Raw genomic sequence first — 22,810 nt, 5'->3', positions numbered from 1 at the left:
GCTTGAGCGCGTGGCGGACGATGGGACTCCGGGCGAGGTCGCGGTGACCGTGCTCGGCGCGCACCTCAACCCGCGCGAGGGCCGGCTGGTCTGGTCCGGCGGGCTGGTCGACCTGCTCGCCCAACTCGGGTTCACCGAGGGCGCGGCACGGGTGGCGCTGGCCCGACTCGTCCAGCGCGATCTACTGGCGCGCACCAAACGCGGGCGGCACGTGCATTACTCGCTGACCATCCGCGCGCTCGCCGTCCTCTCCGACGGCGATCGGCGAATCTTCTTGCTGGGTAAGGAGAAACCCGCCGCCACCGTGTGGACCGTGCTGTGGCACACGATCCCCGAGGAGCACCGGCGATCACGCGAGCGGCTGGTCCGCCGGCTGCGGTTCCTCGGCTTCGGGCAGGTGCAGGACGGCACCTGGATCGCGCCGCACGACCGGGAGACCGAGGTCGCCGCACTGCTGGACGAGCTGTCCGTCACCGAGCACGCGGGCCTGCTCCTCGGCGCGCCGTCCGCCGTGGTCGACGTGCGGACGGTCCTGGCACGCGCATGGGACCTGGATGCCGTCGCAGCCGGGTACACCGGCTTCGTCGCCCGGTTCGGCGAGTACACCACCGCCCGCGCGCGACGCGACCTGGACGACCGGGGCGCGTTCGCGCTGCGCACCCGGCTCACCCACACGTTCCGCCAGTTCCCGTTCCTGGACCCCGAACTGCCCGACGACCTCGTGCCGCCGCCCGCCGACCGGGCGCGCGCGGTGCGGCTGTTCCACGATCTGTACGCCGCGCTGGAACCCCCGGCGCAGCGCCACTTCGATGAGGTGACCGCTCATGAGTGACCACTCGGCAGCCTTGACCTACACGTCCTACCTCGAACTGGACGACGTGCTGGCCGCGCAGCACCCGCGCTCCGACGAGCACGACGAGATGCTGTTCATCGTGATCCACCAGGTGTACGAGCTGTGGTTCAAGCAGATCCTGCACGAGCTGCGGCACCTGCAGCGGGCACTGGCCGGCGAGGCGTCCACCCCGCACGCGGTGCGCACGCTGCGGCGGACCCTCACGATCCTCAAGGTCGTCGTCGCGCAGGTGGACGTGCTGGAGACGATGACACCGCGGCAGTTCACCGGTTTCCGCGCGCGGCTGGACGCGTCCAGCGGGTTCCAGTCCGCGCAGTTCCGCGAGCTGGAGGCGGTGCTCGGCAGGCGGGACAAGCGGATGCTCGACACGTACCCGCCGGACGGCGAGGCATGGCGTCGGATCTCCGACACGATGGCGAGCCCGAGCCTGCTCGACTCGTTCCTGGTCTACCTCGCCAAGCACGGGTACCCGGTGCCGGCCGACCTGCTGGACCGGGACGTGCGCGAGCCGCACCAGCCGTCCGAGGTGGTGCAGGACCTGCTGCTGCGGGTGTACGCCGACGACTCCGGGCCGGCCACCGTGGCCGAGCACCTGGTCGACCTGGACGAAGGCCTGCAGGAGTGGCGCTACCGGCACGTGAAGATGGTCGAGCGCACGATCGGCGGCAAGCCCGGCACCGGCGGCTCATCGGGTGCTGAATACCTGCGCGGGACGCTGTTCCACCCGGTGTTCCCGGATCTGTGGGCCGTGCGGAGTTCCCTGTGATCGCGCTGGCGGGGGAGTACTCGATGTTCCGGGTGGCCGACCGGCTGCTGCTGACCGGTCACTCGCACCAGGCGTGGCCGGACGTCGCGGTGGAGGGGCAGCTCGAGGCGTTCGAGGTGGCCGCGCGGGACGTGGACGAGAAGTGGGCGCACGCGCTGGCCAAGGCGGACGAGGTGCGCGCCGGGTTCCGTCGCTTCCTCGGCGGCGATACGGCGGAGATCGCGTTGGGGGCCAACACGCACGAGCTGGTCGTGCGATTCCTGTCCGCGCTGGACCTCTCCGCGCGGCCGACGTTGATCACCACCGACGGCGAGTTTCACACGCTGCGCCGGCAGCTCGCCCGGCTGGCCGAGGCCGGCGTCGAGGTGGTGCGGGTGCCCGCTGAGCCGGTCGACACGCTGGCCGAGCGGCTGGCCGCCGAGGTGGACGATCGCACCGCGGCCGTGCTCGTGTCGTCGGTGCTGTTCGGCAATTCGCGGATCGTTCCGGGGCTTGCGACTGTGGCCGACGCGTGTGATCACCGGGGTGCGGAGTTGCTCGTGGACGCCTACCACGCGCTCGGTGTGGTGCCGTTCTCCCTGGACGGGATCGAACGCGCCTGGGTGGTCGGCGGCGGGTACAAGTACCTGCAGCTCGGCGAGGGGAACTGCTTTCTTCGGCTGCCCGAGCACGCGAGCGCGCTGCGGCCGGTGATCACCGGCTGGTACGCGGAGTTCGACACGCTCGACGCGGCGGCCGACCCGAGCCGGGTGGCCTACGGCGCGGGCGCGACGCGGTTCGCCGGGTCCACGTACGACCCGACCAGCCACTACCGGGCGGCCAGGGTGTTCCGGTTCCACGAGGAGCACGGTTTGACCGCGGAGTTCCTGCGCGAGGTGTCCACTCATCAGAAGGATGTGCTGGCGCGGCGGTTCGACGAGCACGACCTGCCGGCCGATGTGGTGACGCGCGATCGAGTGACACCGCTCGACGGGTTCGGCGGCTTCCTCGCGTTGCGCTCCCCGATAGCGGGGTCGCTGCGCGCGAGGCTCACGGAGCGTGGCGTCCTCACCGACAGCCGGGGGGAGTACCTGCGGTTCGGCCCGGCGCCCTATCTGGCCGATCGACAGCTCTCCGACGCGGTCGACGCGCTCGCGGAGATCGTCAGCAACCTCCATTAGTCGGTTTGTTCGCAACTTTTCAACACCTGGGTCCATATCGTGAACAGATTGCGTATGCGTAGGTCCTAAGCCCCTATTGCTTCACCCGTTCGACCTCATCGAAGCTGAATACGGTGACCACCTGCCCCTGGGTCATTGCGTTCTGTAACTGACGGAGGTCTGGAATGCGAGGGTTGTCCGGAAAGCGAAGCCGAAGAGTCGCAGCGGTCGGTGTCACGGCCGCGGTGGCGACCGCCACGGTGATCATGGCGGCGGGGCCGGCTCAGGCCGCCCGCGGCGAGGTCAGAGGACTGGGCGCGCCGGGCGCGGTCGAGGGCAAGTTCATCGTGGTGCTGGATCAGCAGGGCTCGATGGCCGCGGACGCCGAGTCGCGGGCCACCGCCGCGGCGCACGGACTGCTGAGCGAGTACGGCGGCCGGCTGGAGTTCGTCTACTCCACGGTGCTGCGCGGCTTCTCCGCCGACATGACGCGCGACCAGGCCGAGCGGCTCGCCGCCGACCCGAGCGTCGCCTACGTCCAGCAGTCGGTGCTGGTCCACACCGCCGGCGAACAGCCGAACCCGCCGTCCTGGGGCATCGACCGCTCCGACGGCGCCAAGGACGACAAGTACGTCTACCCCAACGAGGGCACCGGGGCGACGGTCTACGTGCTGGACACCGGCATTCGGTACAGCCACAAGACTTTCGAGGGACGGGCCACCTCCGGCCGCGACCTCGTCGACGACGATGACGACGCCGAGGACGGCCACGGTCACGGCACGCACGTCTCCGGCACGGTCGGCGGCGAGGAGTACGGCATCGCCAAGGACGTCGCGCTGGTCGGCGTCCGGGTGCTCGGCAACGGCGGCAGCGCGCCGGACTCGGTGACCGTCGAGGGCTTGGACTGGGTGGCGAAGAACGCCAAGAAGCCCGCCGTGGTCAACATGAGCCTGACCTTCGACACGGTCAGCGACGCGCAGGAGCAGGCCGTCAAGAACGTGGTCGCCGCGGGTGTCACCGTGGTCGTCGCCGCGGGCAACAACGGCGCGGACGCGTGCGACACCTCGCCGGCCAGGATTCCCGAGATCATCACCGTCGGCTCGATCGACGACGGTGACGGCAAGTCGAGCTTCTCCAACTTCGGCACGTGCCTGGACCTGTTCGCGCCCGGCGGCATGATCACCTCGGCCAGCCACATGTCCGACGACGGCGATACCGGCATGAGCGGCACGTCCATGGCCTCGCCGCACGTCGCCGGCGCCGCGGGCGTCTACCTGTCCAAGAACCCGCAGGCGACGCCGGACCAGGTTTCGCAGGCGATCACCGACGCCGCGGAGAAGGACGCCGTGCAGAACCCGGGCAGCGGATCACCCAACCTGCTGCTCAACGTCACCGGACTCGGGTGACCCACGATCGCGGTCGGCCCCTGCGCCGGCTGTGGCTAGTTCTCCACTGCGATTTTCTGATCGCTCCCCCTGTGAAGGAGAAAGTCCGTGAGAACGAAGAAACTGGCGCTGATCGCCGGTGCGGCCGCGGTCACCGCCGCGGTGGCGGCGGCCGTCGTCCTGCCGATGAGCGCCTCCGCCGCGCCCGCGCAGCCACCGCTGCCGGACGACGGCGCCCTGGCCGCGACCGCTGACACCCTCAGTGGCGTGCTCGGGAACACTTTCGGCGGTTCCTGGATCGAGGACGGCAAGCTGGTCGTCGCGGTGACCGACGCGGCCAAGGCCGCCGAGGTGACCGCCAAGGGTGCGACGGCCACGGTGGTGCGCCACAGCGCCGCGGCACTGAAGGCCATGGTCGGCTCGCTCAACGCGGTCGAGCGGATCGCGCCGAGGTCGATCACCGCGTGGGGTGTCGACAAGCGCGCCAACACCGTCAACATGACCGTGCTGCGCGGTGCCGCGGACGAGGCGAAGAAGTTCGCCGCCGGACTGGGCATCAACGATGTGAAGATCACCGAGTCCGACGAGATCCCGCGGCCATTCGTCGCGGTCGCCGGAGACATCCAGGGCGGCGAGGCGTACAACATCGGCCAGTCCCGCTGCTCGGTGGGCTTCTCGGTGCAGGGCGGCTTCGCCACCGCCGGCCACTGCGAGGCGCTGACCGGTGGCGGTGCGCTGACCAAGAACGGCGAGGCGCTCGGCGAGTGGGGCGGCTCCCAGTTCCCGGGTGAGGACAACGCGTGGGTTCAGACGTCCAGCGGCTGGAACCCGGTCGGGCAGGTCACCGGCGTCGGTGGCGTCTCGGGCTCGCAGGAGGCCGACACCGGTGCGCAGGTCACCAAGTCCGGCTCCACGACGGGTGTCACTCGGGGCACCATCGGCGAGAAGGACCAGACCGTGCGGTACCCGGAGGGCACGATCTACGGGCTCACCGCGACCAACGCCCAGTGCCGCCCGGGTGACTCCGGCGGCTCGTTCATCTCTGGTACGCAGGCGCAGGGCATCGTGTCCGGCGGCAACTCCTCCACCTGCTACTTCGAGCCGATCAACCGTACGCTGCAGCGCTACGGTCTGAGCCTGGTCACCGGCTGACCAAAGATCACTGACGGCCCTGACCGGCACGGGACACGATCCCGCACCGGTCGGGGCCGCCTCCGTTGTGTCGCGATCACACAGCGGTAGGCTTCGCGACTGCAGATGACCGACACACCACATCGCAAAGCGGTCGGCTCCATCTGAAAAGGGATCGAGGGAGGTCGGCGTGACCGAGGACGTCGTCGCACGCAACCGCAAGCGCCAGGTCGAGTGGTACGGCGAACCGCTCGGCGAACTCATCCGCAGAGTGCTCGACCGGCTGTCGATGTCGCAGGCCGGGCTCGCGGAGATCCTCGGTCTCTCGGCGCCGATGCTGTCGCAGTTGATGTCCGGCAACCGGGCGAAGATCAGTAACCCGATGGTGTACTCGCGGCTGGTCGCGGTGCGCGCGCTGGTCGACGATCCGTCGTTCGACCAGCTACCCGCCAAGGACGTGAAGCTGCGCCTGGACGCGATCCGGGAGGAGGCGAGCCCCACGGTGACCACCACGCGGGTGCCGCTTCCGCTGCCGGCCGACGCCGGGCAGGTCGATCCGGTCGCGGTGATCCAGCGGTTGCTGCGGGCCGCCGCGTCGGCGGGGGAGATCGAGCAGGCCGCGGCGATGCTCGCCGCCGAATACCCCGACCTCGCCGAGTTCCTGCGGATCTACGGCAACGGCCGCACCGCCGAGGCACGCGCCCACCTGTCGCGAACTCTGGCATAGCGCGCAAAACGACCGGTTGCACCGGCAATCGCGGTGGGCGTCCGCGCCGACACGCGCTGAGTCGTAGGATTGTTGACAATCTCGCGGCCAAGCCCTCATCCTGGGTACACGCGCGCCGACAATGACGTCGTGCGCCATGCCATGCCAGACCGTCCCACATCGCCCACAATGGACCGTCTGGCTTTGTCGTTGTCCGGTCAGGGTTGTCCAGTCAGGGGTTCGCGACATGACCAAGCTTTCGCCGCAACTACGCCAGGCCACCCCGGTCGTCGCCAGCCGGGGAGAAGGGGTGCGCATCATCGACCCGGACGGTCGGCGCTACCTCGACTTCACCGCGGGGATCGGTGTCACCAGCACCGGCCACTGTCACCCGAAGGTGGTCGCCGCCGCACAGGAACAGGTGGCGACGCTGATCCACGGCCAGTACACCACCGTGATGCACGAACCGTTGCGCCGCCTGGTGGAAAGCCTCGGCGAGGTGCTCCCGAGCAAGCTGGACAGCCTCTTCTTCACCAACTCCGGCAGCGAGGCCATCGAGGCGGCGCTGCGCCTGGCCCGCCAGTCCACCGGCCGGCCCAACATCATCGTGTGTCACGGCGGCTTCCACGGCCGCACGGTGGCCACCGCGTCCATGACCACCTCCGGCACCAAGTTCCGCTCCGGGTTCGCGCCGCTCATGGCCGGCGTGGTGCACACGCCGTTCCCGACCGCGTACCGGTACGGCTGGGACGCCGACACCGCCACCAAGTTCGCCCTGCGCGAGTTCGACTACACGCTGCAGACGCTCACCGCGCCCGCCGACACCGCCGCGGTGATCGTCGAGCCGGTGCTCGGCGAGGGCGGCTACATCCCGGCCACCGAGGAGTTCCTGCGCGGCCTGCGCGAGCGCGCCGACAAGCACGGCTTCCTGCTGATCGTGGACGAGGTTCAGACCGGCGTCGGGCGCACCGGCAAGTTCTGGGGACACGACCACTTCGGCGTCACCCCGGACATCCTGGTCACCGCGAAGGGCCTGGCCAGCGGCTTCCCGCTGTCCGGCATCGCGGCGTCCGAAGAGCTGATGAGCAAGGCGTGGCCGGGCTCGCAGGGCGGTACCTACGGCGCCAACGCGGTCGCGTGCGCCGCCGCCGTGGCCACCCTCGAGGTCGTGCACGAGGAGAAGCTCGTGCACAACGCGGAGGTCATGGGCCAGCGGCTGCGCGCGGGTCTGGAGCGGGTCGGCTCGGCACACGACGCGATCGGTGACGTGCGCGGTCTCGGCCTGATGCTGGCCTCGGAATTCGTGACGCCACAAGGAGATCCGGACCCGGAGACCGCCCAGCGGGCACAGAAGGCCGCCGTCGACGAGGGTCTGCTGCTGCTGACCTGCGGCCCGTTCAACAACGTGGTGCGGATGATTCCGGCGCTGATCGTGGACGAACCGGCGATCGACGAGGGGCTGCGCGCCTGGGCCGCCGCGGTGGAGCGCGCGGTTTCGTGACGGACGTGCGCGGACTCGTGCTCGGTGTCGCTGCCGACGTCGGGCGCGTGGCACCCGGCTGTGTGATCGACACGGACGCCGGCCGCCGCGCGCAGTACGCCTACGACGCGTCCAACTACCGCATCGCGCCCGCCGCCGTGGCGTTCCCGAAGACGGCGGAACACGTTGCCGCGCTGGTGAAGGCGTGTCACGAGCACGAAGTGCCGATCACCATGCGCGGCGGCGGCACCGGGATGGCCGGCAACACGGTCGGCGCCGGGCTGGTGATCGACACCTCGCGGCACCTGAACCGGATCACGCGCATCGACGTGGACACCCGCACGGCCGTGGTCGAGCCGGGTGTGGTGCTGGACGACCTGCGCGCGGCCGCGGCCGAGCACGGGCTGACGTTCGGGCCGGACCCGTCGTCGCACAGCCGGTGCACGCTCGGCGGGATGATCGGCAACGACGCGTGCGGCAACCACTCCGTGCGCCACGGCCGCACCAGCGATCACGTCGTGGCGCTGGACATCGTGCTCGCCGACGGCACACCGGCCGTGGCGGACGCGACCGGACTGCGTGCCGTGCGCCCGGAGGACGCCTCGCGGGTGGCCGCGGTCGCCGACGAGCTGCGGGCCGTGGCGGCGCGCCATCTCGCCGAGATCCGCACCGAGTTGGGCCGGATCCCACGCCAGGTGTCCGGCTATCAACTCGGGAACCTGTTGCCGGAGAACGGTTTCCACCTCGCGCGGGCGCTCGTCGGCACCGAGGGCACCTGCGCGGTGATCACCAGCGCCACGGTCGCGCTGGTGCCGCTGCCGCACAACGCGCTGCTGCTCGCGCTCGGCTACGACGACGTGGCCGACGCCGCCGAGGACATCACCACGATCCTCGGCTACTCGCCGGCCGCCGTGGAGGGCATCGACGAGGCGATCGTCGCCACCATGCGGCACCGGCGCGGTAAGGACTCCGTGGTCGGGCTGCCCGGCGGGCACGCGTGGCTGTACGTCGACCTGGACGGCCCCGAACCCGAGGAGGTCGCCGCCCGCGCGGAGGACCTGTTGAAGTCGTTGCGCGCCAACGGAAGGCTCGTCGACGGGCGCGTGGTCGCCGATCTCGCCGAGCGGCGCTCGCTGTGGCGGGTGCGCGAGGACGGCGCGGGCCTGTCGTCCCGACTCGTGGGCGGTGCCCCGTCCTGGCCCGGCTGGGAGGACGCCGCCGTCGCACCGGAGAACCTGGCCGGCTACCTGCGCGACTTCCGGAACCTGCTGACCCGCCACGGCTACACCGGCGTGCTCTACGGCCACTTCGGCGCCGGGTGCATGCACGTGCGGATTGACTTCGACATGGCGACCGACGAGGGCGTGCGCGCGATGCGGACGTTCACCGCCGAGGCCGCCGAACTGGTCGTGGCGCACGGCGGGACGCTCTCCGGCGAACACGGCGACGGCCGGGCCCGCGGCGCGCTGCTGTCCACCATGTACAGCGCCGCGATGCTGTCCGCGTTCGCCGAGTTCAAGCGCGCGTTCGACCCGTGTGGCCTGCTCAACCCCGGCGTGATCGTCGCGCCGGACGCGGTCGACGCGCACCTCGCCCCGCACAACCCGCCGACCGCGCTGAACTGGCCGACGAAGTTCACCTTTCCGCACGACGCCAACGGGTTCGCGCAGGCGCCGCAGCGCTGCGTCGGGGTGGGGAAGTGCCGCAGCCACTCCGGTGGGGTGATGTGCCCGAGCTACCGGGCGACCCGCGACGAGCGCGACTCCACCCGAGGGCGTGCGCGCGCCCTGCAGGAGATGATGCGCGGCGACACGATCACCACCGGGTGGCGCTCCAAGGAGGTCGCCGACGCGCTGGACCTGTGCCTGTCCTGCAAGGCGTGCTCGGCCGACTGCCCGGTCGACGTGGACATGGCGACCTACAAGGCCGAGTTCCTGCACCACCACTACGCGCGGCGGATCCGGCCGGCGTCGCACTACTCGCTGGGCTGGCTCCCGCTCTGGGCAGCACTGGCCACCCGGGCTCCGCGTGCGGTGAACCCGTTGTTGGACAAGCGTTTCGGGCGATGGATGGCCCGCCGTGGTGGAGTCGCGCCGCAGCGGTCACTGCCGCCGTTCGCGTCTCGCAAGGAGTTGCGCGCGGCGGTCGGCGGCAAGCAGGCCGACCCGGCCGCGGTGCTGTTCGTGGACAGCTTCACCCGAGGATTCCGCCCGTCGGTGGCCGGCGCGGCCCGCCGGGTGCTCGATGACGCCGGCGTGCCCACGAGTGTCCGAAGTGGACTGTGCTGCGGACTGACCTGGGTGAGTACCGGGCAGCTTTCGGTGGCGCGGCGGGTGATGCGGCGGACCGTGAAGGCTCTCGACAAGCTGCGGCCCGATCTGCCGATCGTGGTGGCCGAGCCGAGCTGCGCCTCCGCGCTGCGCACCGACGTGCCGGATCTGCTCGGCACCGACGCCGCCCGCCGGGTCGCCGAGCGGGTGCGCACCTTCCCCGGCGCGCTCGCCGAACTGGCCGCGCCGGACTGGGAGCCGCCCGAGCTGCCCGAGCACGCCGTACTGCAGACACACTGCCACGAGTACGCCACGTTTCCGCACGCCAAGCAGGCGAACCTGTTGCGGCAGTGGGGAATCGGGCAACTCGACGAGGCCACCGGGTGCTGCGGGCTGGCCGGCAACTTCGGGTTCGAAGCACAGCACTACGACACCTCGATGGCTGTGGCTGATCTCGCACTGCGGCCGGCACTGGAGCGCGCGCCGGATGCGCCGGTGCTTGCCGACGGGTTCAGCTGCCAGCTCCAGGTGTCACACCTCGACGGCGCACGACAGGCCAAGCACCTGGCCGAGCTGATCGATGACGCCCGACGAATGGGAGGAACACCATGACTGCCACGGTTGTGCCGTCCACAATGGACAGCGTGCCGAAGAAGCTGCTCGTGGCCGGCGCGTGGACCGACGCGTCGGACGGGCGGACCATGCCAGTGGAGAACCCGGCGACGGGCGAGGTCCTGTGCGAGGTGGCCGACGCGACACCCGAGGACGGTGCCCGTGCGCTGGACGCTTCCGTCGCCGCACAACGGGACTGGGCCGCCACCGCGCCCCGTGCGCGCAGCGAGATCCTGCGCCGCGCCTACGACCTGATCATCGAGCGGGTCGATGAGCTGGCCACGATCATGACGTTGGAGATGGGCAAGCCGCTGGCCGAGGCGCGCGGCGAGGTGACCTACGCGGCGGAGTTCTTCCGGTGGTTCTCCGAGGAGGCGGTGCGCGTCGACGGCGGGTTCTCCGCCACCCCGGACGGCAAGAACCACGTGATGGTGCTGCGTCAGCCGGTCGGCCCGTCGCTGCTGATCACGCCGTGGAACTTCCCGCTGGCGATGGGCACCCGCAAGATCGGCCCGGCCGTGGCGGCCGGCTGCACGATGGTGTTCAAACCGGCGCAGCAGACCCCGCTGTCCGCGCTCGCGCTGGCGGCGATCCTCACCGAGGCCGGCCTGCCGAACGGCGTGCTCAACGTGATCACCACCTCGCGGGCAGGGGAGGTCGTGGAACCCTTGCTGCGCGGCGGAAACGTGCGCAAGCTGTCGTTCACGGGGTCCACCGCGGTCGGCAAGATCCTGCTCGCGCAGGCGGCCGACGGGGTGGTGCGCACGTCGATGGAGTTGGGCGGCAACGCGCCGTTCATCGTGTTCTCCGACGCCGACCTGGACGCCGCGGTCGCCGGTGCGATGGTCGCGAAGATGCGCAACATGGGCGAGGCGTGCACCGCGGCCAACCGGCTCTACGTGCACTCGTCGGTGGTCGAGGAGTTCGGCGCGCGGCTGGCGGCGAAGATGGCCGAACTGCGGGTGGCACCCGGCACCGAGGACGGCGCGCAGGTCGGCCCGCTGATCGACTCGGCCGGACTGTCCAAAGTGGAGCAACTGGTGGCGGACGCGGTCGGCCGGGGCGCGCGGGTGCTCACCGGGGGAGCGGCGCCGGACGGACCGGGCCACTTCTACCCGCCGACCGTGCTGGCCGACGTCGATTCCGGCAGCGAGATGCTGCGCACGGAGATCTTCGGGCCGGTCGCGCCGATCATCACCTTCGACGACGAGGACGAGGTGCTGCGGACCGCCAACGACACCGACTGGGGCCTGGTCGGCTACGTGTTCACCAGGGACCTGGCCCGTGCGCTCCGGGTGAGCGAGAACCTGGAGGTCGGCATGGTCGGGCTGAACACGGGCCTCGTGTCCAACCCGGCCGCGCCGTTCGGCGGCGTCAAGCAGTCCGGCCTCGGCCGGGAGGGCGGCCGTGTCGGTATCGAGGAGTTCCTCGAGTACAAATACGTGGCGACTCCGCGCTAGCAGACCATCCTGTGTGCGGCGAAGTGCCGGCGAGTATCGGTCACGGCGTCGATCAGACGACTGATGTCGTCGATCGTGTTGTAGACGTGCAGGCTCGCGCGGACGCTGGCCTGCAGGCCGAGCGCGCGGTGCAGCGGGCCGGCGCAGTGCTGGCCGGCGCGGACGGCGATGTCGGCGCTGTCCAGGGCCTGCGCCAGATCGTGCGCGTGAATGCCGTCGGCGACGAAGCTGACGATCCCCGGTCGGCTCCTGCCGTTGTCCGGTCCCACGATCCGAATCCAGGGGAGATCCGACAGCGCGGCGACCGTGAGACCGGTCAGCCGGACCTCGTGCGCCTGAATCGCGTCCATTCCGATATTGGTCAGGTAGTCGATCGCCGCGGCGAGCCCGATGGCCTGCGCGACGGGCGGAACACCTGGTTCGAAACGCCGGGGTGGTTCGGCGTACGTCGCGCCTTCCATCGACACGATTTCGGCCATGGAACCACCGGCCAGAAACGGTGGCATGGCATTGAGCAGTTCGCTTCGCCCGTAAAGCACGCCGATGCCGGTCGGCCCCAACATCTTGTATCCGGACAGCGCCACGAAATCCACACCGAGATCCCGAGGGCGCAGCACCATGCGGGAAGCGGACTGGCACGCGTCCAACAATGTCAACGCGCCGACCTGCCGGGCCCGTTCGACAATCGCCTCGACAGGATTAATCACGCCGGTGACGTTCGACTGGTGGGTAAAGGCGACCAGGCGCGTCCGGGTCGTGACGGTCTGCCGGAGCGAATCGAGATCCAGCGTGCCGTCCGGGCGGCAGCGAAGCCACCGCAGTGTCGCGCCGGTTCGGCGACACAATTCCTGCCACGGCACCAGATTCGCGTGATGTTCCTGCTCGGTGACCACGATGTCGTCGGTCGGCCGCAGACACAGGCCGGCCTGCGAAGTACACGCCGCGTCGGCGTTGCTCATGGCATAGGCGACCAGATTAATCGCCTCCGTCGCGTTCTTGGTGAACACGATCTCCGACCGTCCCACCGCCAGAAACGCCGCGACAGTGGCGCGGGCGTTCTCGTAGGCCGTGCTCGCCTCGACGGCCAAGCGATGCGCGCCGCGATGTACCGCCGCGTTGGACGTCTCGGCGAATGTCCGTTCCGCATCCAGGACCTGCCTCGGCCGCTGCGATGTCGCGGCCGAGTCGAGGTAGACCAGTGGGCGCGACAGGATTGGGAAGTCGGCGCGCAATCTGTCGGCATCGAGTACTGTGACGGTGCTCACCGCTGGCCGAATTCGTCACGGTTGTCGACAATATGGGCAACCGAATATTCCTTGGTCATTAATTCCCCTGCGTAGCGGTGTGGCCCCGACCTAGGGTTCAGAACATACTCCGAAAGTGGTGGCAGGCAACCACCGTTCGGTGAGCCGCAACGGTTTCATCCGTTCGGACCAACACTTCAGTTTTCTTTCAGGTTGCTCGGTAAACTTGGTCGACGTTTACGATCACTAACCCAAATGTCGCATACGACGAGAGATCCGATGTCAGCCAGCCCCAACGACGCGGTCTTCGACGTCATCTGCTATTCCGCGCGACTGCGCGAGGTCATCCAGGCACAACCACGCGACGGCGGACCGGCGCGAGTCGGTCGCCGAGCAGGCCGTCGCGCAGGCCCGGTTCGAGGCCCTGCCGCGGCCGCTGGCCGCCGAGTTCCTCGCACTCTGGGAGGAACACGAGGCCGGCGCCACCCTGGAGGCGAAGCTGGTCAGTGACACCTTGCGGGAACTGTACGAACGCGTTCGGGACGAGGCGATCGAGGCCGGTCTGCTCAGCGCGTCTCGACCAGCACCTGGCTGATCACGTAGCGGGCGTTCGCGGAGATCACCGGATTGGTGTCGCGGTAGTACGGAAGCTGGATCAGCGCCATCGACAGTGCCCGGCCGCGGGCTCGCGCCCAGGTGGCGTCGTCCACGTCCACGGCGTCACGGAAGGCCTGCCGCGCCTCGGGCGGCAGCAGGTTCCACGCCGGGATCAGGTCGCAGGCGGGGTCGCCAACACCGACGGTGGCGAAGTCGAGGACGGCGGCGAGCCGGCCGTCGGCCACGATCAGGTTGCTTGGCATCAGATCGGCGTGGATCCAGCACGGCGAGCCGGTCCACGGCGGCGCGGCGAGCGCCGCGTCCCACGCGGCCGAGGCCGCGCCCATGTCGAACGGTTCGTCGGTGCGCCCCAACGCGGCGATCGCGGCGCGGGTCTCCGGATCCTGGTCGGTCAGCGGGCCACCCCGGTGCGCCGGCGGGCCGCCGTCCACCGCGACACCGCGCATGGCGAGCACGAACGCGGCCAGATCACCGACGAGCGCCTCCGGCCGCGCGACCTGGCCTTCGAGCGGGTTCTCGCCGTTGATCCACCGGTGTACCGCCCACGGCCACGGATAGCCCTCGGCGGGCGCACCGGTCGCCACCACGGTCGGGATCGGAACCGGGAGCGCGGAGGCGAGGCGGGGCAGCCAGCGCACCTCGCGGGCGAGGTCGTCCACGCCGCCGGCGGTGAGCGGCAGCCGCACGGACAGCTCGTCACCGAGCCGGTAGACCGCGTTGACGGTCCCGCCCGACGCCAGCCGCGCGATCGGCAGGTCCGCCCATGCCGGGAACTGGCCGAGGATCAGCCGGCGGACGAGGTGTTCGTCGATGTCCGCTTCGTCGGCATGCATCGTGGCCACCCACCCACAAGATCATCAACCGGCCGGCGGGTCAACCTCATTCGACAGGACGCGCCGCCGCCGCTGTCACCACCGCGGCGAGTCCGATCCCGCCCAGGATCAGGAACATCGCCGGATAACCGCCGAGCGGGCCGGCCAGCACCGCACCCGCGCCGGGCGCGACGGCCGTTGCCACCATCGCCGGCGCGCTCAGCACGCCGTTGAGCCGGCCGTAGTGCGCAGGCCCCCAGCGGTCGGTGATCGCCGTGGCCTGCAGCAGAGTGAAGATCCCGCGCGCCGCGCCGTCCCGCGTGATCGCCCCCGCGAGCACCGGGAAGGCGTAGTACAGGACCCCGTAGCTGGTGATCACCGTGACGCACAGCGCGGCGAGCACCCCGCGCCTGGCGTGGTTGATCAGCACCTGTCCGTGCCTACTCCGAAACCGCCCGCCGGTTCAACCCGCGCACGTGTGTCGGCGTCGGCACGCACCCGCACGCGCGTTAGGGTGCTCAAGTGTCCGTCGCCCGTGCCGAACGCCTGGTGAACCTGGTGCTCTGCCTGCTGTCCACGCGCCAGTACCTCACCGCCGAACGCGTGCGCGGAATCGTGCCCGGTTACGCCGACGCGCCCACCGACGAGGCGTTCTTCCGCATGTTCGAGCGGGACAAGACCGAGCTGCGCGAGCTGGGCATTCCGCTGGAAGTGGGCCGCAACTCGGCATTCGACGCGATCGACGGCTACCGGATCGCGCGCCGCGACTACGAACTGGGCGAGATCGACCTGGAGCCGGACGAGGCCGCCGCGGTCGCGCTCGCCGTCCGCCTGTGGGACTCGCCGGAGCTGACCGGCGCCGCCCAGGGCGCGCTGCTCAAGCTGCGGGCCGCCGGCGTGGACGTGGACCACGGCGCGCCGTCGGTGGTGGAGCCCAAGGTGCGCACCACCGAGCGCACGTTCACGCCGCTGCTCGCCGCCGTGCAGGCAGGCCAGGCGGTCACGTTCGAGTACCGCCGCCCTGGCATGCCGACAGACCAGTTGCGCAGCCGCACGCTGGAGCCGTGGGGCGTGGTCTCCTGGCGCGGGCGCTGGTATGTCGTCGGCCACGACCGCGACCGGGACGCGCCGCGCTGTTTCCGGCTGTCCCGGATCGTCGGCGACGTGTCCACGGTCGGCAAGCCGGGCGTGGTGACTCGACCGGACAACGTGGACCTGCTCCAGTTCGTCGCGCACTCCGGCGGTGCGGAACCGTCGCCCGCGTCCACCGCGCGGCTGTGGCTCGCCCGGGGACGGGCCGCCGGGCTGCGCCGCCGGGCCACCGTGCTCGGTGAGCGTACGGTCGACGGGGTCGCCGGCGAGGAGGTCGAGATCGAGCTGTACCACCCGGACACGGCGGCCGGCTGGATCGCCGGCTACGGCCCCGACGTCGTGGTGCTGGAGCCGGACGTGCTCCGCAAGGCGGTCGCGGATCGGCTGCTTTCCCTGACCAGCAAAGGAAATCTCCGATGAGCGCGGCACAGGAGCGGCTGCCGAGGCTGCTCGCGCTGGTGCCGTATCTGATCGCGCGGCCGGGCATTCCGATCGCCGAGGCGGCCGCCGACTTCGGGGTCACCCCCAAGCAGTTGCGGCGCGATCTCGAACTGCTGTGGATGTGCGGGCTGCCCGGGTACGGGCCCGGCGACCTGATCGATTTGTCGTTCGACGGTGACACGGTCACGGTCACCTTCGACGCCGGGATGAACCGCCCGCTGCGGCTCACCGGCGCGGAGGCGACCGCGTTGCTCGTGGCGCTGCGGGCGCTCGCCGACACGCCGGGCATGGTGGACAGCGACGCCGTCCGCCGGGCCGTCGCCAAGATCGAGTCGGCCGCCGGGCAGGCGCAGCCGGCCACCGTGGCGGTCGGGCTCGGCGTGCGCGAGGGGGAGCGGACCGCGAAGGTGCGCGAGATCGTGCAGTCGGCACTGCTGGACGGCCGCGCGGCGACGATCACCTACTACACGGCGTCCAAGGACGAGATCACCGAGCGCACCATCGACCCGATGCGGCTGCTGCTCGTGGACGGCCGCTCGTACCTGGAGGCGTGGTGTCGGCGCGCCGAGGGCATGCGGATGTTCCGGCTGGACCGGATCGACGAGATCACCGTGCTCGAGGAGGCCGCCGCACCGCCGCCGTACGCCCGGCCCACCGATGTGTCGGACGGCCTGTTCCGCCGCAGCCCCGACCAGCTCGTGGCGACGCTCGTGCTGGAGCCGGACGCGGCGTGGGTGTCCGAGTACTACCCGGTGGACGACCTGGAGGAGCTGGACTCCGGCCGGCTGCGGGTGCGGATGCGCTACGCCGACGAGCCGTGGATGGTGCGCCTGCTGCTCGGGCTCGGCGGCGAGGTCACCGTCGAGCAGCCCGCTGACCTGGCCGAATCCGTGCGCACCAGGGCCGAGCAGGCGTTGGCACGGGCAAGTCATCTCGCGGCCACCTGAGACGGCTACGGTATACGCGTGTCCTACCTGCCGATCATCGTGCTGCTGGCCGTCGGGCTGGTGCTGCTCGCGTTCCTTGTGGTTCGCACGCTGCGCGCGCTTGGCCGGTTCAGCCAGGTCGCCGGCCTGGTGAACGGCCATGTCGGGGACGAGGTGGGCTTGTTGAAGGCGCGATCGGCCGCGCTGAAGGTGGCCGTCGCGGAGCGACGCCAGGAGGGCTCCGACGGCGAGGCCCCGCGCGTACCATCTAGCCAATAGGGGAGAGGCAGGAGGAGAGCAGGTGTTCAGCAACTTTGGTGTTCCCGAGCTTCTGATCATCGCTGGTGTGATCATTTTGCTGTTCGGGGCGAAGAAGCTCCCGGAGATGGCTCGGTCGCTCGGCAAGTCGGCGAAGGCGTTCAAGGAGGAGACCAAGAACCTCCGCGACGAGGACGACGACAAGGACAAGTCCGACAAGCCGGCCGATCCGCCGGCGCAGCTTCCTGAGGCGAAGTCGAACGGTCAGCCGGTCGCCGAGTCCGTGAAGTCGGAGTCCGTCAAGGACACGACGGAAAACAAGAACGCCAGCTGAGAAAGACGGGAGACACGGTGGCGCGGGAGAACGGCCGCCGGGAGACCCGCCGGGACAAGAAGCGACAGCGCAACCGCCGGCAGAATCCCGACGGCACCATGTCGCTGAAAGACCATCTGTACGAACTGCGGCACCGCCTCGCGCTGGCGCTGCTGTTCGTGGTTCTCGGCAGTGTCGTCGGCTTCCTGTGGTGGGAGATCCGGCCTTTCGGGCTGCCCTCCCTGGGTGACCTGGTCACCGGCCCGTATTGCGGTCTGCCACGGCATTTGCGAGTGGAGCTGAACGACGGCAAGTGCCAATTGCTGCAGACACAGCCGTTCGAGGCGTTCATGACCCGGTTCAAGGTGGGTATCTCGGCGGGCATGGTGCTCACCAGCCCGGGTTGGCTGTACCAGATTTGGGCGTTCATCACTCCTGGCCTCTACGCCAAGGAACGCAAGTTCGCGATCACCTTCGTCGGCCTGGCCTCCATGCTGTTCGCGGCCGGCGCCGTGCTGGCCTACTTCGTGGTGCCCGAGGGTCTGCAGGTGCTGGTCAGCTTCGGCGGCGACCAGTTCGCCACCGCGCTGGCCGCCGACAAGTACATCTCGTTCATCCTGATCATGTTGCTGATCTTCGGCGTGAGCTTCGAGCTCCCGCTGCTGGTGACCATGCTCAACCGGATCGGGATGCTGCCCTACGCCAACCTGAAACGCTGGCGCCGCGGGCTGATCTTCGGGCTGTTCGTGTTCGCCGCCATCGCCACCCCCGGCACCGACCCGCTGTCCATGGTGGTGCTCGCCGCCGCGATGACCGTGCTGCTGGAGTTCTCCATCCAGCTCTCCCGCCTGCACGACCGCAAGAAGGCGCGCCGCGCGGTGGCCGAGGGCTGGGGCGAGCCGGAGGAGTACGGCCTCAAGCCCGACGACAAGAAGCTCGCCGCCGAGCGGGAGCGCGTCGCGCGGGAGAAGGCCGAGGAGGAACGCGCCGAAGAAGCGGCGAGCAAGCTGGACGACGTCACCTGATGGGTGTGCGCGCCGCCCTGGCGGTTCATCCCGCTTCCGGGCGCGGCGCGGCCGCTCGGGTGTCCGGCACGGTCGCGGAGCGCCTGCGTGAGGTCGTCGATCATCTGTCGCTGGCGGTGGCGGACACGGTCGACGAGTCGCGCGAGCTGATGCGCCGCGCCGCCGACGCCGGGCTGGACGTGCTGGTCGTGATCGGCGGCGACGGCTCGATGCACCAAGGCGTGCAGTTCTGCGCCGAGCACGGTGTCGCGCTGGGCATCGTGCCCGCCGGCACCGGCAACGACCTGGCGCGGGCGCTCGGCGTGCCGGGTGAGCCGCACGCCGCCCTCGATCATCTGGCGGCGAGCTTGGCCGACGGTGCCCGTCGCACGATCGATCTCGGCAAGGTCGGCGACACCTGGTTCGCGACCGTCCTGTGTGCCGGCTTCGACTCGGCGGTCAACGAGCGCGCCAACGCGCTGCGCTGGCCGTCCGGGCCGAGGCGCTACGACGTCGCCGTGGTCGCCGAGCTGGCCAGGCTGCGGCCGGCCCCGCTGATCGTGGACACCGACGCCGGTCGGCTGGAGACCGAGGCCACCTTGGTCGCGGTGGGCAACACGGCGTACTACGGCGGCGGCATCCCGGTGTGCCCGGACGCCGACCCGTCCGACGGGCTGTTCGACGTGACGCTGGTGGGCGCCGCGCACCGCCGCGACCTGCTGCGGCTGCTGCCCACCCTGCGCAGCGGCCGGCACATCGACCACCCGGCCGTGACCACCCTGCGCGCGAGCCGGGTGACCCTGGAGCCGGCCAACGGCTGGACCGCCTACGCCGACGGTGATCCACTCCGCCCGCTGCCGCTTACCACAACCTGCGTCTCCGGCGCGCTCGCCGTCGTCGGATAGGCCTACTTCCCGGAGCAGAAGTCCCAGGCTGCCTCAGCCGCCCCGCTGGCAAGCAAACCTCCGACGAGGCCGCCCACGAGCACTGTCGCTGGTGCGAGTGGCCCGCCGACGACCGCTCCGACGGCGGCGCCCGCGGCGATACCACCGGCGAGGCCTGCGGCACCGGATACCACGGCCTTACCGGGATCCTTGCCGCCCGCGATATCGAGTCCAACGCCGGCGGCGGTGAACCCAAGTCCGACGACGGGGATCTTGCCGCCGACCTTCGTTGCGACTTTGGCGACCTTCGCACCTGCGGACGCGGCCGGAGGGCTTGACGCGCGAACCCCTGGCGGCGCCGGTGGCTGCGGTTTTCCTGCCACGGTGAAGGTCAGCGTGGACTTCGCCCAACTCGGCAGACGATCCGTGTACTTGAACCACAGGTCTCGTTCGATGATCTGAGCTGTTTGCCTGAGCTTGATATTGTTCTTCGCCGCGACCTGCAGAGCCCGCATTCGATTCGTCGTGCTCAGTTTGGTGTTACTCGCGACACGTATCGCCCGCTCCGCGAAGTCGTCGTAGGAGTGTTGAGCGGTTCGAAACTTGCTGGCCGCCTCGACACCAGCGCCGGCCATCGCCGCCAACGTGCCACTGACGAGCCGGACGTTCTTGAGAGTTGTCAATACGTTGTTCTGCGATGTCGTCTCGGTCTTTCTGGCACCCGCGACAATGGTTCCAGATTGGTGATATGCTTTCACCTTCTTGATGTAATCCGCGCGCGCCGCAGCAGAATTCTTGTGCGCCGCCTTCTCCTCGGTAGTCGCATTCTTGGGCAGTGCGCTCGGCGCGGCCGGAGCAGGTCCGGGCGGCATGATTGCCGTCGCCGTGACCGTCAGCCCGCCGTCGGTCGCGACCTGACGTGCCATTGCCATACGCGATCGAACGGTATCCAAGTCGGCCGCATGCCCGGACAGCGCGCTGCCGAGAGTCGTCGCGTTGCCCGCTATCTGATCGATCTTCCCGGCAGCGTTGGTCATTACCGAGCGGAAACCACTGCCGGCCTCTCCGGTCCAACTGCTCGTCGATTCGTTACGGGCCGCGTAGACCTGAGTCGCGGCGCCGTGGATCGATCCGTTAGCCATGCTCAGCCACGTCGCCGTCGCCCGCAGGCTCGCCGGATCGCCCTTCACCTCGGTGGTCAGCACCTCAGTCACCCTTCTCCTCTGACTGGCTTACCGTCGTCATGTCACGGTTTGAACGCATCGGCGTTCCCCTTGTCCACGTTGGTGTAGGTGGACGCGCTACGGGTCACGTTCTGGCCGGCGGCACTGGCGAACTCCGACACCGAGGCCATTCCTCCCGCGACGTTGCCGAGGTGTCCGGCGATCAAACCGGTCAGCGGTCCTGCCTGTGGCGCGGGGGGCGCATCGGCGGTGTCTTCGATGTCGGTGGCGCCCGCAGTCAGTTTGCGCGCCAGCCCGTGGAGATCGGTCTCGTCGACCTCATAGCCCAACATCAGAATTCACCGCCGTCCGCGTTCCGCATCTGTTCGGCCCTCAGCGGCGCGTCGAATACCACCACGTCCGCATTCGTCTCCTCTTGAAGGAGTTCCAACCTCCAGTTCGGAATCGAAACCCACGGCTGCGCGTCGCCGCAGCACTCGACCAATGATTCGCGAGACGTGTAGGTCAGCAACCCGATGCGACCATCCGTAAGCTGGCGCATTTCCACTACGCAGTCGGCGTCCGCTCGATGCACCGGTTCCTCGGTCGGCAGATAGACGACCTCCGGCAGTTCCTGACGTCCGTGTAGCGGCTCTTCCTCGTGTGCGTTCCGCAGAACGTCGTCCGCGACGGCGAATCCCGCTCCTCGATGCTCGTTGACGAACACGGCTTTCCCCTTTCACCACCTCGGGTGTGTCGTACATGAGGTGGCCGGCCGGAGCGCCTAAGTTAGTAACGAACAGGTAACGGTGTCATGAGTGTCGGAAGGAGCGGCCCTCGATGTAGCGGAAGCCCTGGCCCGCTTTGACCAGAGGGCCTTGCTCGCGTACGCCGCAAGCGGTGGTCGACCACACCTGCTGGTTCTGGTCGGCGCTGTTGTAGACCGACTTGAACGGCTTCGCGGTGGGTTGGCAGTGCGAGGTCTCGCTGTAGTCCATGTGGCGCACCTCGGGTGTCCCGTAGTAGTGGTTCTCCGGGTAGAAGCACATCCGGTATGCCGGACAACCCTGGGGACGCGGCTCGGCCTGCGACGACGGTAGTGGGGACGGGGGCTGGGGCGACTGTGTCGTGGGTGCGGGAGGGACCGTTGTCGTCGTGGTGGTCGATGGTGGGGGCGTGGCCCGCGCGAGCGTTGTCGTCGGGGGCGCCGTCGACGGTGTCGGCGGACTGGGGCTCGGTGGCGCGGGCGCCATGCTGGACGACGATGTGGTGGTCTCGGGCGGTGTCAGCGCGCTGGCCGGGCGGTCAGCCGAGTTCACGGCGAGCAGCACACCGGCGACGGCCGCGGCCGTGGCGAGTACCGCGGCGGCCGCGATCCACCAGCGACGGCGCCCCGACTTCGACGGCGGGGCCACCACCTCGTCGGTGCGCTCGGGATCGACGGCCAGCGGTGCCGTGCTGGCCCGGCCGTTCACCACCCGCCGAAGCTCCTCGGCCAGCTCGCCGGCGGTGGACCAGCGGTCGCCGGGGTGCGTGGCCAGCGCCCGCATCAGCACCGCGTCGGTACCCAGCGGCAGGTCCGGGCGCACTTGGCCGACGGGCGTGACCGCACCGACCGTCGGCGTACGGCCGGTGAGCGCCCGGTACACCGTCGCCCCGATGGCGTAGACGTCCACCCGATGGTCGATCGTCGCGTCGCCGTCGGCCTGCTCGGGTGCCATGTAGCCGGGCGTGCCCGCGGTCAGGGTCAGGCGTGAGCCGCGATCGAGGTCCCTGGCCAGCCCGAGATCGGCGATCAGCAGCTCCGACGTGGACCGGAACAGCACGTTGGACGGCTTGATGTCGCGGTGCATCACGCCGCTGTCGTGCAGGTCCTGAACGCCGGTGGCGATCACGGCGCCGTATCCGAGCGCGGTCTCGGCCGGCAGCGGACCGTGCGCCAGCCGGTCGGACAGGCTCCCGCCGTCGGCGTAGGTCATCACGAAGTAGGGCCGCCCGTCGGGCAACTGGTCGATGTCGTAGACCTGCACGACGTGCGGCGACCGGGCGCGGCGCAGCACCCGCGCCTCCTGCGTGAACCGGTCGCGCACATCCAGCCGCTGCGCCCAGTTCTCCGCGAGCACCTTGATCGCGACCTGATCGTCGAGGCGCTCGTCGAAGCCCAGCCACACGGTGGCGAAACCGCCGGAGCCGAGTGACCTCCTGATCGCGTAGCGCCCGATGAAGGCCGGGGGAGTCACGCCTCTATGATGG

Annotated in this window: 24 protein-coding genes; 16 read left to right on the top strand and 8 right to left on the bottom strand. The window is 69.9% G+C overall.

The genetic code is table 11. From position 1 onward, the window contains the following. Positions 1–10: 10 nt before the first annotated feature. The 9 genes from EV193_RS09370 (at position 11) to EV193_RS09330 (ending at position 11,802) form a co-directional block, all read left to right on the top strand. A complete protein-coding gene (locus EV193_RS09370; RefSeq protein WP_242613241.1) occupies positions 11–832 on the top strand; it encodes a PaaX family transcriptional regulator in 822 nt (273 codons plus the stop codon). Next, positions 825–1,619 (top strand): tryptophan 2,3-dioxygenase, encoded by a 795-nt coding sequence (locus EV193_RS09365; protein ID WP_130343580.1) that lies wholly within the window; start codon positions 825–827, stop codon positions 1,617–1,619. The genes EV193_RS09370 and EV193_RS09365 overlap by 8 nt, the downstream gene beginning before the upstream one ends. A gap of 23 nt (positions 1,620–1,642) precedes the next feature. Next, positions 1,643–2,779, top strand: coding sequence for an aminotransferase class V-fold PLP-dependent enzyme (locus EV193_RS09360; RefSeq protein WP_130343702.1), 1,137 nt, complete (start codon positions 1,643–1,645; stop codon positions 2,777–2,779). Positions 2,780–3,003: 224 nt separating this feature from the next. Continuing rightward, positions 3,004–4,164: a S8 family peptidase gene (locus tag EV193_RS09355; RefSeq protein ID WP_242613240.1), complete on the top strand. Its 1,161-nt coding sequence runs from the start codon at positions 3,004–3,006 to the stop codon at positions 4,162–4,164. Positions 4,165–4,251: 87 nt separating this feature from the next. Next, positions 4,252–5,295, top strand: coding sequence for a S1 family peptidase (locus EV193_RS09350; protein WP_242613239.1), 1,044 nt, complete (start codon positions 4,252–4,254; stop codon positions 5,293–5,295). A gap of 169 nt (positions 5,296–5,464) precedes the next feature. Further along, complete coding sequence (locus EV193_RS09345) at positions 5,465–6,001, top strand: helix-turn-helix domain-containing protein (RefSeq protein ID WP_130343578.1); 537 nt, start codon at positions 5,465–5,467, stop codon at positions 5,999–6,001. Between the two features lie 226 nt (positions 6,002–6,227). Beyond that, positions 6,228–7,481 (top strand): aspartate aminotransferase family protein, encoded by a 1,254-nt coding sequence (locus EV193_RS09340; protein ID WP_130343577.1) that lies wholly within the window; start codon positions 6,228–6,230, stop codon positions 7,479–7,481. Further along, positions 7,478–10,342, top strand: coding sequence for an FAD-binding and (Fe-S)-binding domain-containing protein (locus tag EV193_RS09335; protein ID WP_242613238.1), 2,865 nt, complete (start codon positions 7,478–7,480; stop codon positions 10,340–10,342). Before EV193_RS09340 ends, EV193_RS09335 begins: the two co-directional genes overlap by 4 nt. Further along, positions 10,339–11,802 (top strand): NAD-dependent succinate-semialdehyde dehydrogenase, encoded by a 1,464-nt coding sequence (locus tag EV193_RS09330; protein WP_207222559.1) that lies wholly within the window; start codon positions 10,339–10,341, stop codon positions 11,800–11,802. Before EV193_RS09335 ends, EV193_RS09330 begins: the two co-directional genes overlap by 4 nt. Here EV193_RS09330 and EV193_RS09325 read toward each other — a convergent pair. Further along, the gene (locus EV193_RS09325) at positions 11,799–13,067 is read right to left on the bottom strand and encodes an aminotransferase class V-fold PLP-dependent enzyme (RefSeq protein WP_130343576.1); all 1,269 of its coding nucleotides are present in this window, start codon (positions 13,065–13,067) and stop codon (positions 11,799–11,801) included. The two genes, EV193_RS09330 and EV193_RS09325, sit on opposite strands and share 4 nt — an antisense overlap. Before the next feature lie 322 nt (positions 13,068–13,389). Beyond that, entirely contained in the window at positions 13,390–13,518 is a 129-nt protein-coding gene (locus EV193_RS34425; RefSeq protein WP_278044170.1) for a hypothetical protein, read from the bottom strand. Here EV193_RS34425 and EV193_RS34715 point away from each other — a divergent pair. After that, entirely contained in the window at positions 13,471–13,641 is a 171-nt protein-coding gene (locus EV193_RS34715) for a hypothetical protein (RefSeq protein WP_423202150.1), read from the top strand. The two genes, EV193_RS34425 and EV193_RS34715, sit on opposite strands and share 48 nt — an antisense overlap. Here the strand turns inward: EV193_RS34715 and EV193_RS09315 are convergent. Both EV193_RS09315 and EV193_RS09310 read right to left on the bottom strand, forming a co-directional pair. Continuing rightward, the gene (locus tag EV193_RS09315) at positions 13,613–14,497 is read right to left on the bottom strand and encodes an aminoglycoside phosphotransferase family protein (RefSeq protein WP_130343575.1); all 885 of its coding nucleotides are present in this window, start codon (positions 14,495–14,497) and stop codon (positions 13,613–13,615) included. The genes EV193_RS34715 and EV193_RS09315 overlap by 29 nt on opposite strands. Before the next feature lie 46 nt (positions 14,498–14,543). After that, entirely contained in the window at positions 14,544–14,906 is a 363-nt protein-coding gene (locus EV193_RS09310; RefSeq protein ID WP_130343574.1) for an MFS transporter, read from the bottom strand. 92 nt (positions 14,907–14,998) lie between these two features. On the opposite strand from EV193_RS09310, the gene EV193_RS09305 reads away from it, so the two are divergent. Genes EV193_RS09305 through EV193_RS09280 form a run of 6 tightly spaced genes read left to right on the top strand, consistent with a single transcriptional unit; the run spans position 14,999 to position 19,415 of the window. Beyond that, complete coding sequence (locus EV193_RS09305) at positions 14,999–15,988, top strand: helix-turn-helix transcriptional regulator (RefSeq protein ID WP_130343573.1); 990 nt, start codon at positions 14,999–15,001, stop codon at positions 15,986–15,988. After that, the gene (locus EV193_RS09300) at positions 15,985–16,956 is read left to right on the top strand and encodes a helix-turn-helix transcriptional regulator (RefSeq protein WP_130343572.1); all 972 of its coding nucleotides are present in this window, start codon (positions 15,985–15,987) and stop codon (positions 16,954–16,956) included. Before EV193_RS09305 ends, EV193_RS09300 begins: the two co-directional genes overlap by 4 nt. 18 nt (positions 16,957–16,974) lie before the next feature. Continuing rightward, the gene (locus EV193_RS09295) at positions 16,975–17,214 is read left to right on the top strand and encodes a bacteriophage holin (protein ID WP_130343571.1); all 240 of its coding nucleotides are present in this window, start codon (positions 16,975–16,977) and stop codon (positions 17,212–17,214) included. A 22-nt stretch (positions 17,215–17,236) separates the two neighbouring features. Continuing rightward, positions 17,237–17,527 (top strand): Sec-independent protein translocase subunit TatA, encoded by a 291-nt coding sequence (gene tatA / locus EV193_RS09290; RefSeq protein ID WP_130343570.1) that lies wholly within the window; start codon positions 17,237–17,239, stop codon positions 17,525–17,527. 17 nt (positions 17,528–17,544) lie between these two features. Beyond that, a complete protein-coding gene (gene tatC, locus EV193_RS09285; protein WP_423202145.1) occupies positions 17,545–18,531 on the top strand; it encodes a twin-arginine translocase subunit TatC in 987 nt (328 codons plus the stop codon). After that, the gene (locus tag EV193_RS09280; protein ID WP_130343569.1) at positions 18,531–19,415 is read left to right on the top strand and encodes a diacylglycerol/lipid kinase family protein; all 885 of its coding nucleotides are present in this window, start codon (positions 18,531–18,533) and stop codon (positions 19,413–19,415) included. The genes tatC and EV193_RS09280 overlap by 1 nt, the downstream gene beginning before the upstream one ends. A 2-nt stretch (positions 19,416–19,417) precedes the next feature. Here the strand turns inward: EV193_RS09280 and EV193_RS09275 are convergent, their stop codons facing one another. From EV193_RS09275 to EV193_RS09260, 4 genes are all read right to left on the bottom strand, one after another. Further along, positions 19,418–20,608: a WXG100 family type VII secretion target gene (locus tag EV193_RS09275; protein ID WP_130343568.1), complete on the bottom strand. Its 1,191-nt coding sequence runs from the start codon at positions 20,606–20,608 to the stop codon at positions 19,418–19,420. Positions 20,609–20,640: 32 nt separating this feature from the next. Continuing rightward, entirely contained in the window at positions 20,641–20,910 is a 270-nt protein-coding gene (locus tag EV193_RS09270; RefSeq protein WP_130343567.1) for a hypothetical protein, read from the bottom strand. Then, positions 20,910–21,284: an SAV_915 family protein gene (locus tag EV193_RS09265; protein WP_130343566.1), complete on the bottom strand. Its 375-nt coding sequence runs from the start codon at positions 21,282–21,284 to the stop codon at positions 20,910–20,912. The genes EV193_RS09270 and EV193_RS09265 overlap by 1 nt, the downstream gene beginning before the upstream one ends. Before the next feature lie 85 nt (positions 21,285–21,369). Beyond that, a complete protein-coding gene (locus tag EV193_RS09260; protein WP_165401295.1) occupies positions 21,370–22,797 on the bottom strand; it encodes a serine/threonine-protein kinase in 1,428 nt (475 codons plus the stop codon). Positions 22,798–22,810: the final 13 nt, after the last annotated feature.

This window comes from Herbihabitans rhizosphaerae (assembly GCF_004216555.1).
Taxonomy (GTDB): domain Bacteria; phylum Actinomycetota; class Actinomycetes; order Mycobacteriales; family Pseudonocardiaceae; genus Herbihabitans; species Herbihabitans rhizosphaerae.
This window is presented reverse-complemented; position numbering and strand designations above follow the sequence as displayed.

What these genes read in the sequence shown, in the direction of transcription:
- EV193_RS09330 (WP_207222559.1), top strand. Translation starts at nt 10,339, where the DNA reads ATGACTGCCACGGTTGTGCCGTCCACAATGGACAGCGTGCCGAAGAAG.
- EV193_RS09270 (WP_130343567.1), bottom strand. Translation starts at nt 20,910, where the DNA reads ATGTTGGGCTATGAGGTCGACGAGACCGATCTCCACGGGCTGGCGCGC.
- EV193_RS09360 (WP_130343702.1), top strand. Translation starts at nt 1,643, where the DNA reads ATGTTCCGGGTGGCCGACCGGCTGCTGCTGACCGGTCACTCGCACCAG.
- EV193_RS09365 (WP_130343580.1), top strand. Translation starts at nt 825, where the DNA reads ATGAGTGACCACTCGGCAGCCTTGACCTACACGTCCTACCTCGAACTG.
- EV193_RS09280 (WP_130343569.1), top strand. Translation starts at nt 18,531, where the DNA reads ATGGGTGTGCGCGCCGCCCTGGCGGTTCATCCCGCTTCCGGGCGCGGC.
- EV193_RS09300 (WP_130343572.1), top strand. Translation starts at nt 15,985, where the DNA reads ATGAGCGCGGCACAGGAGCGGCTGCCGAGGCTGCTCGCGCTGGTGCCG.
- EV193_RS09315 (WP_130343575.1), bottom strand. Translation starts at nt 14,497, where the DNA reads ATGCATGCCGACGAAGCGGACATCGACGAACACCTCGTCCGCCGGCTG.
- EV193_RS09340 (WP_130343577.1), top strand. Translation starts at nt 6,228, where the DNA reads ATGACCAAGCTTTCGCCGCAACTACGCCAGGCCACCCCGGTCGTCGCC.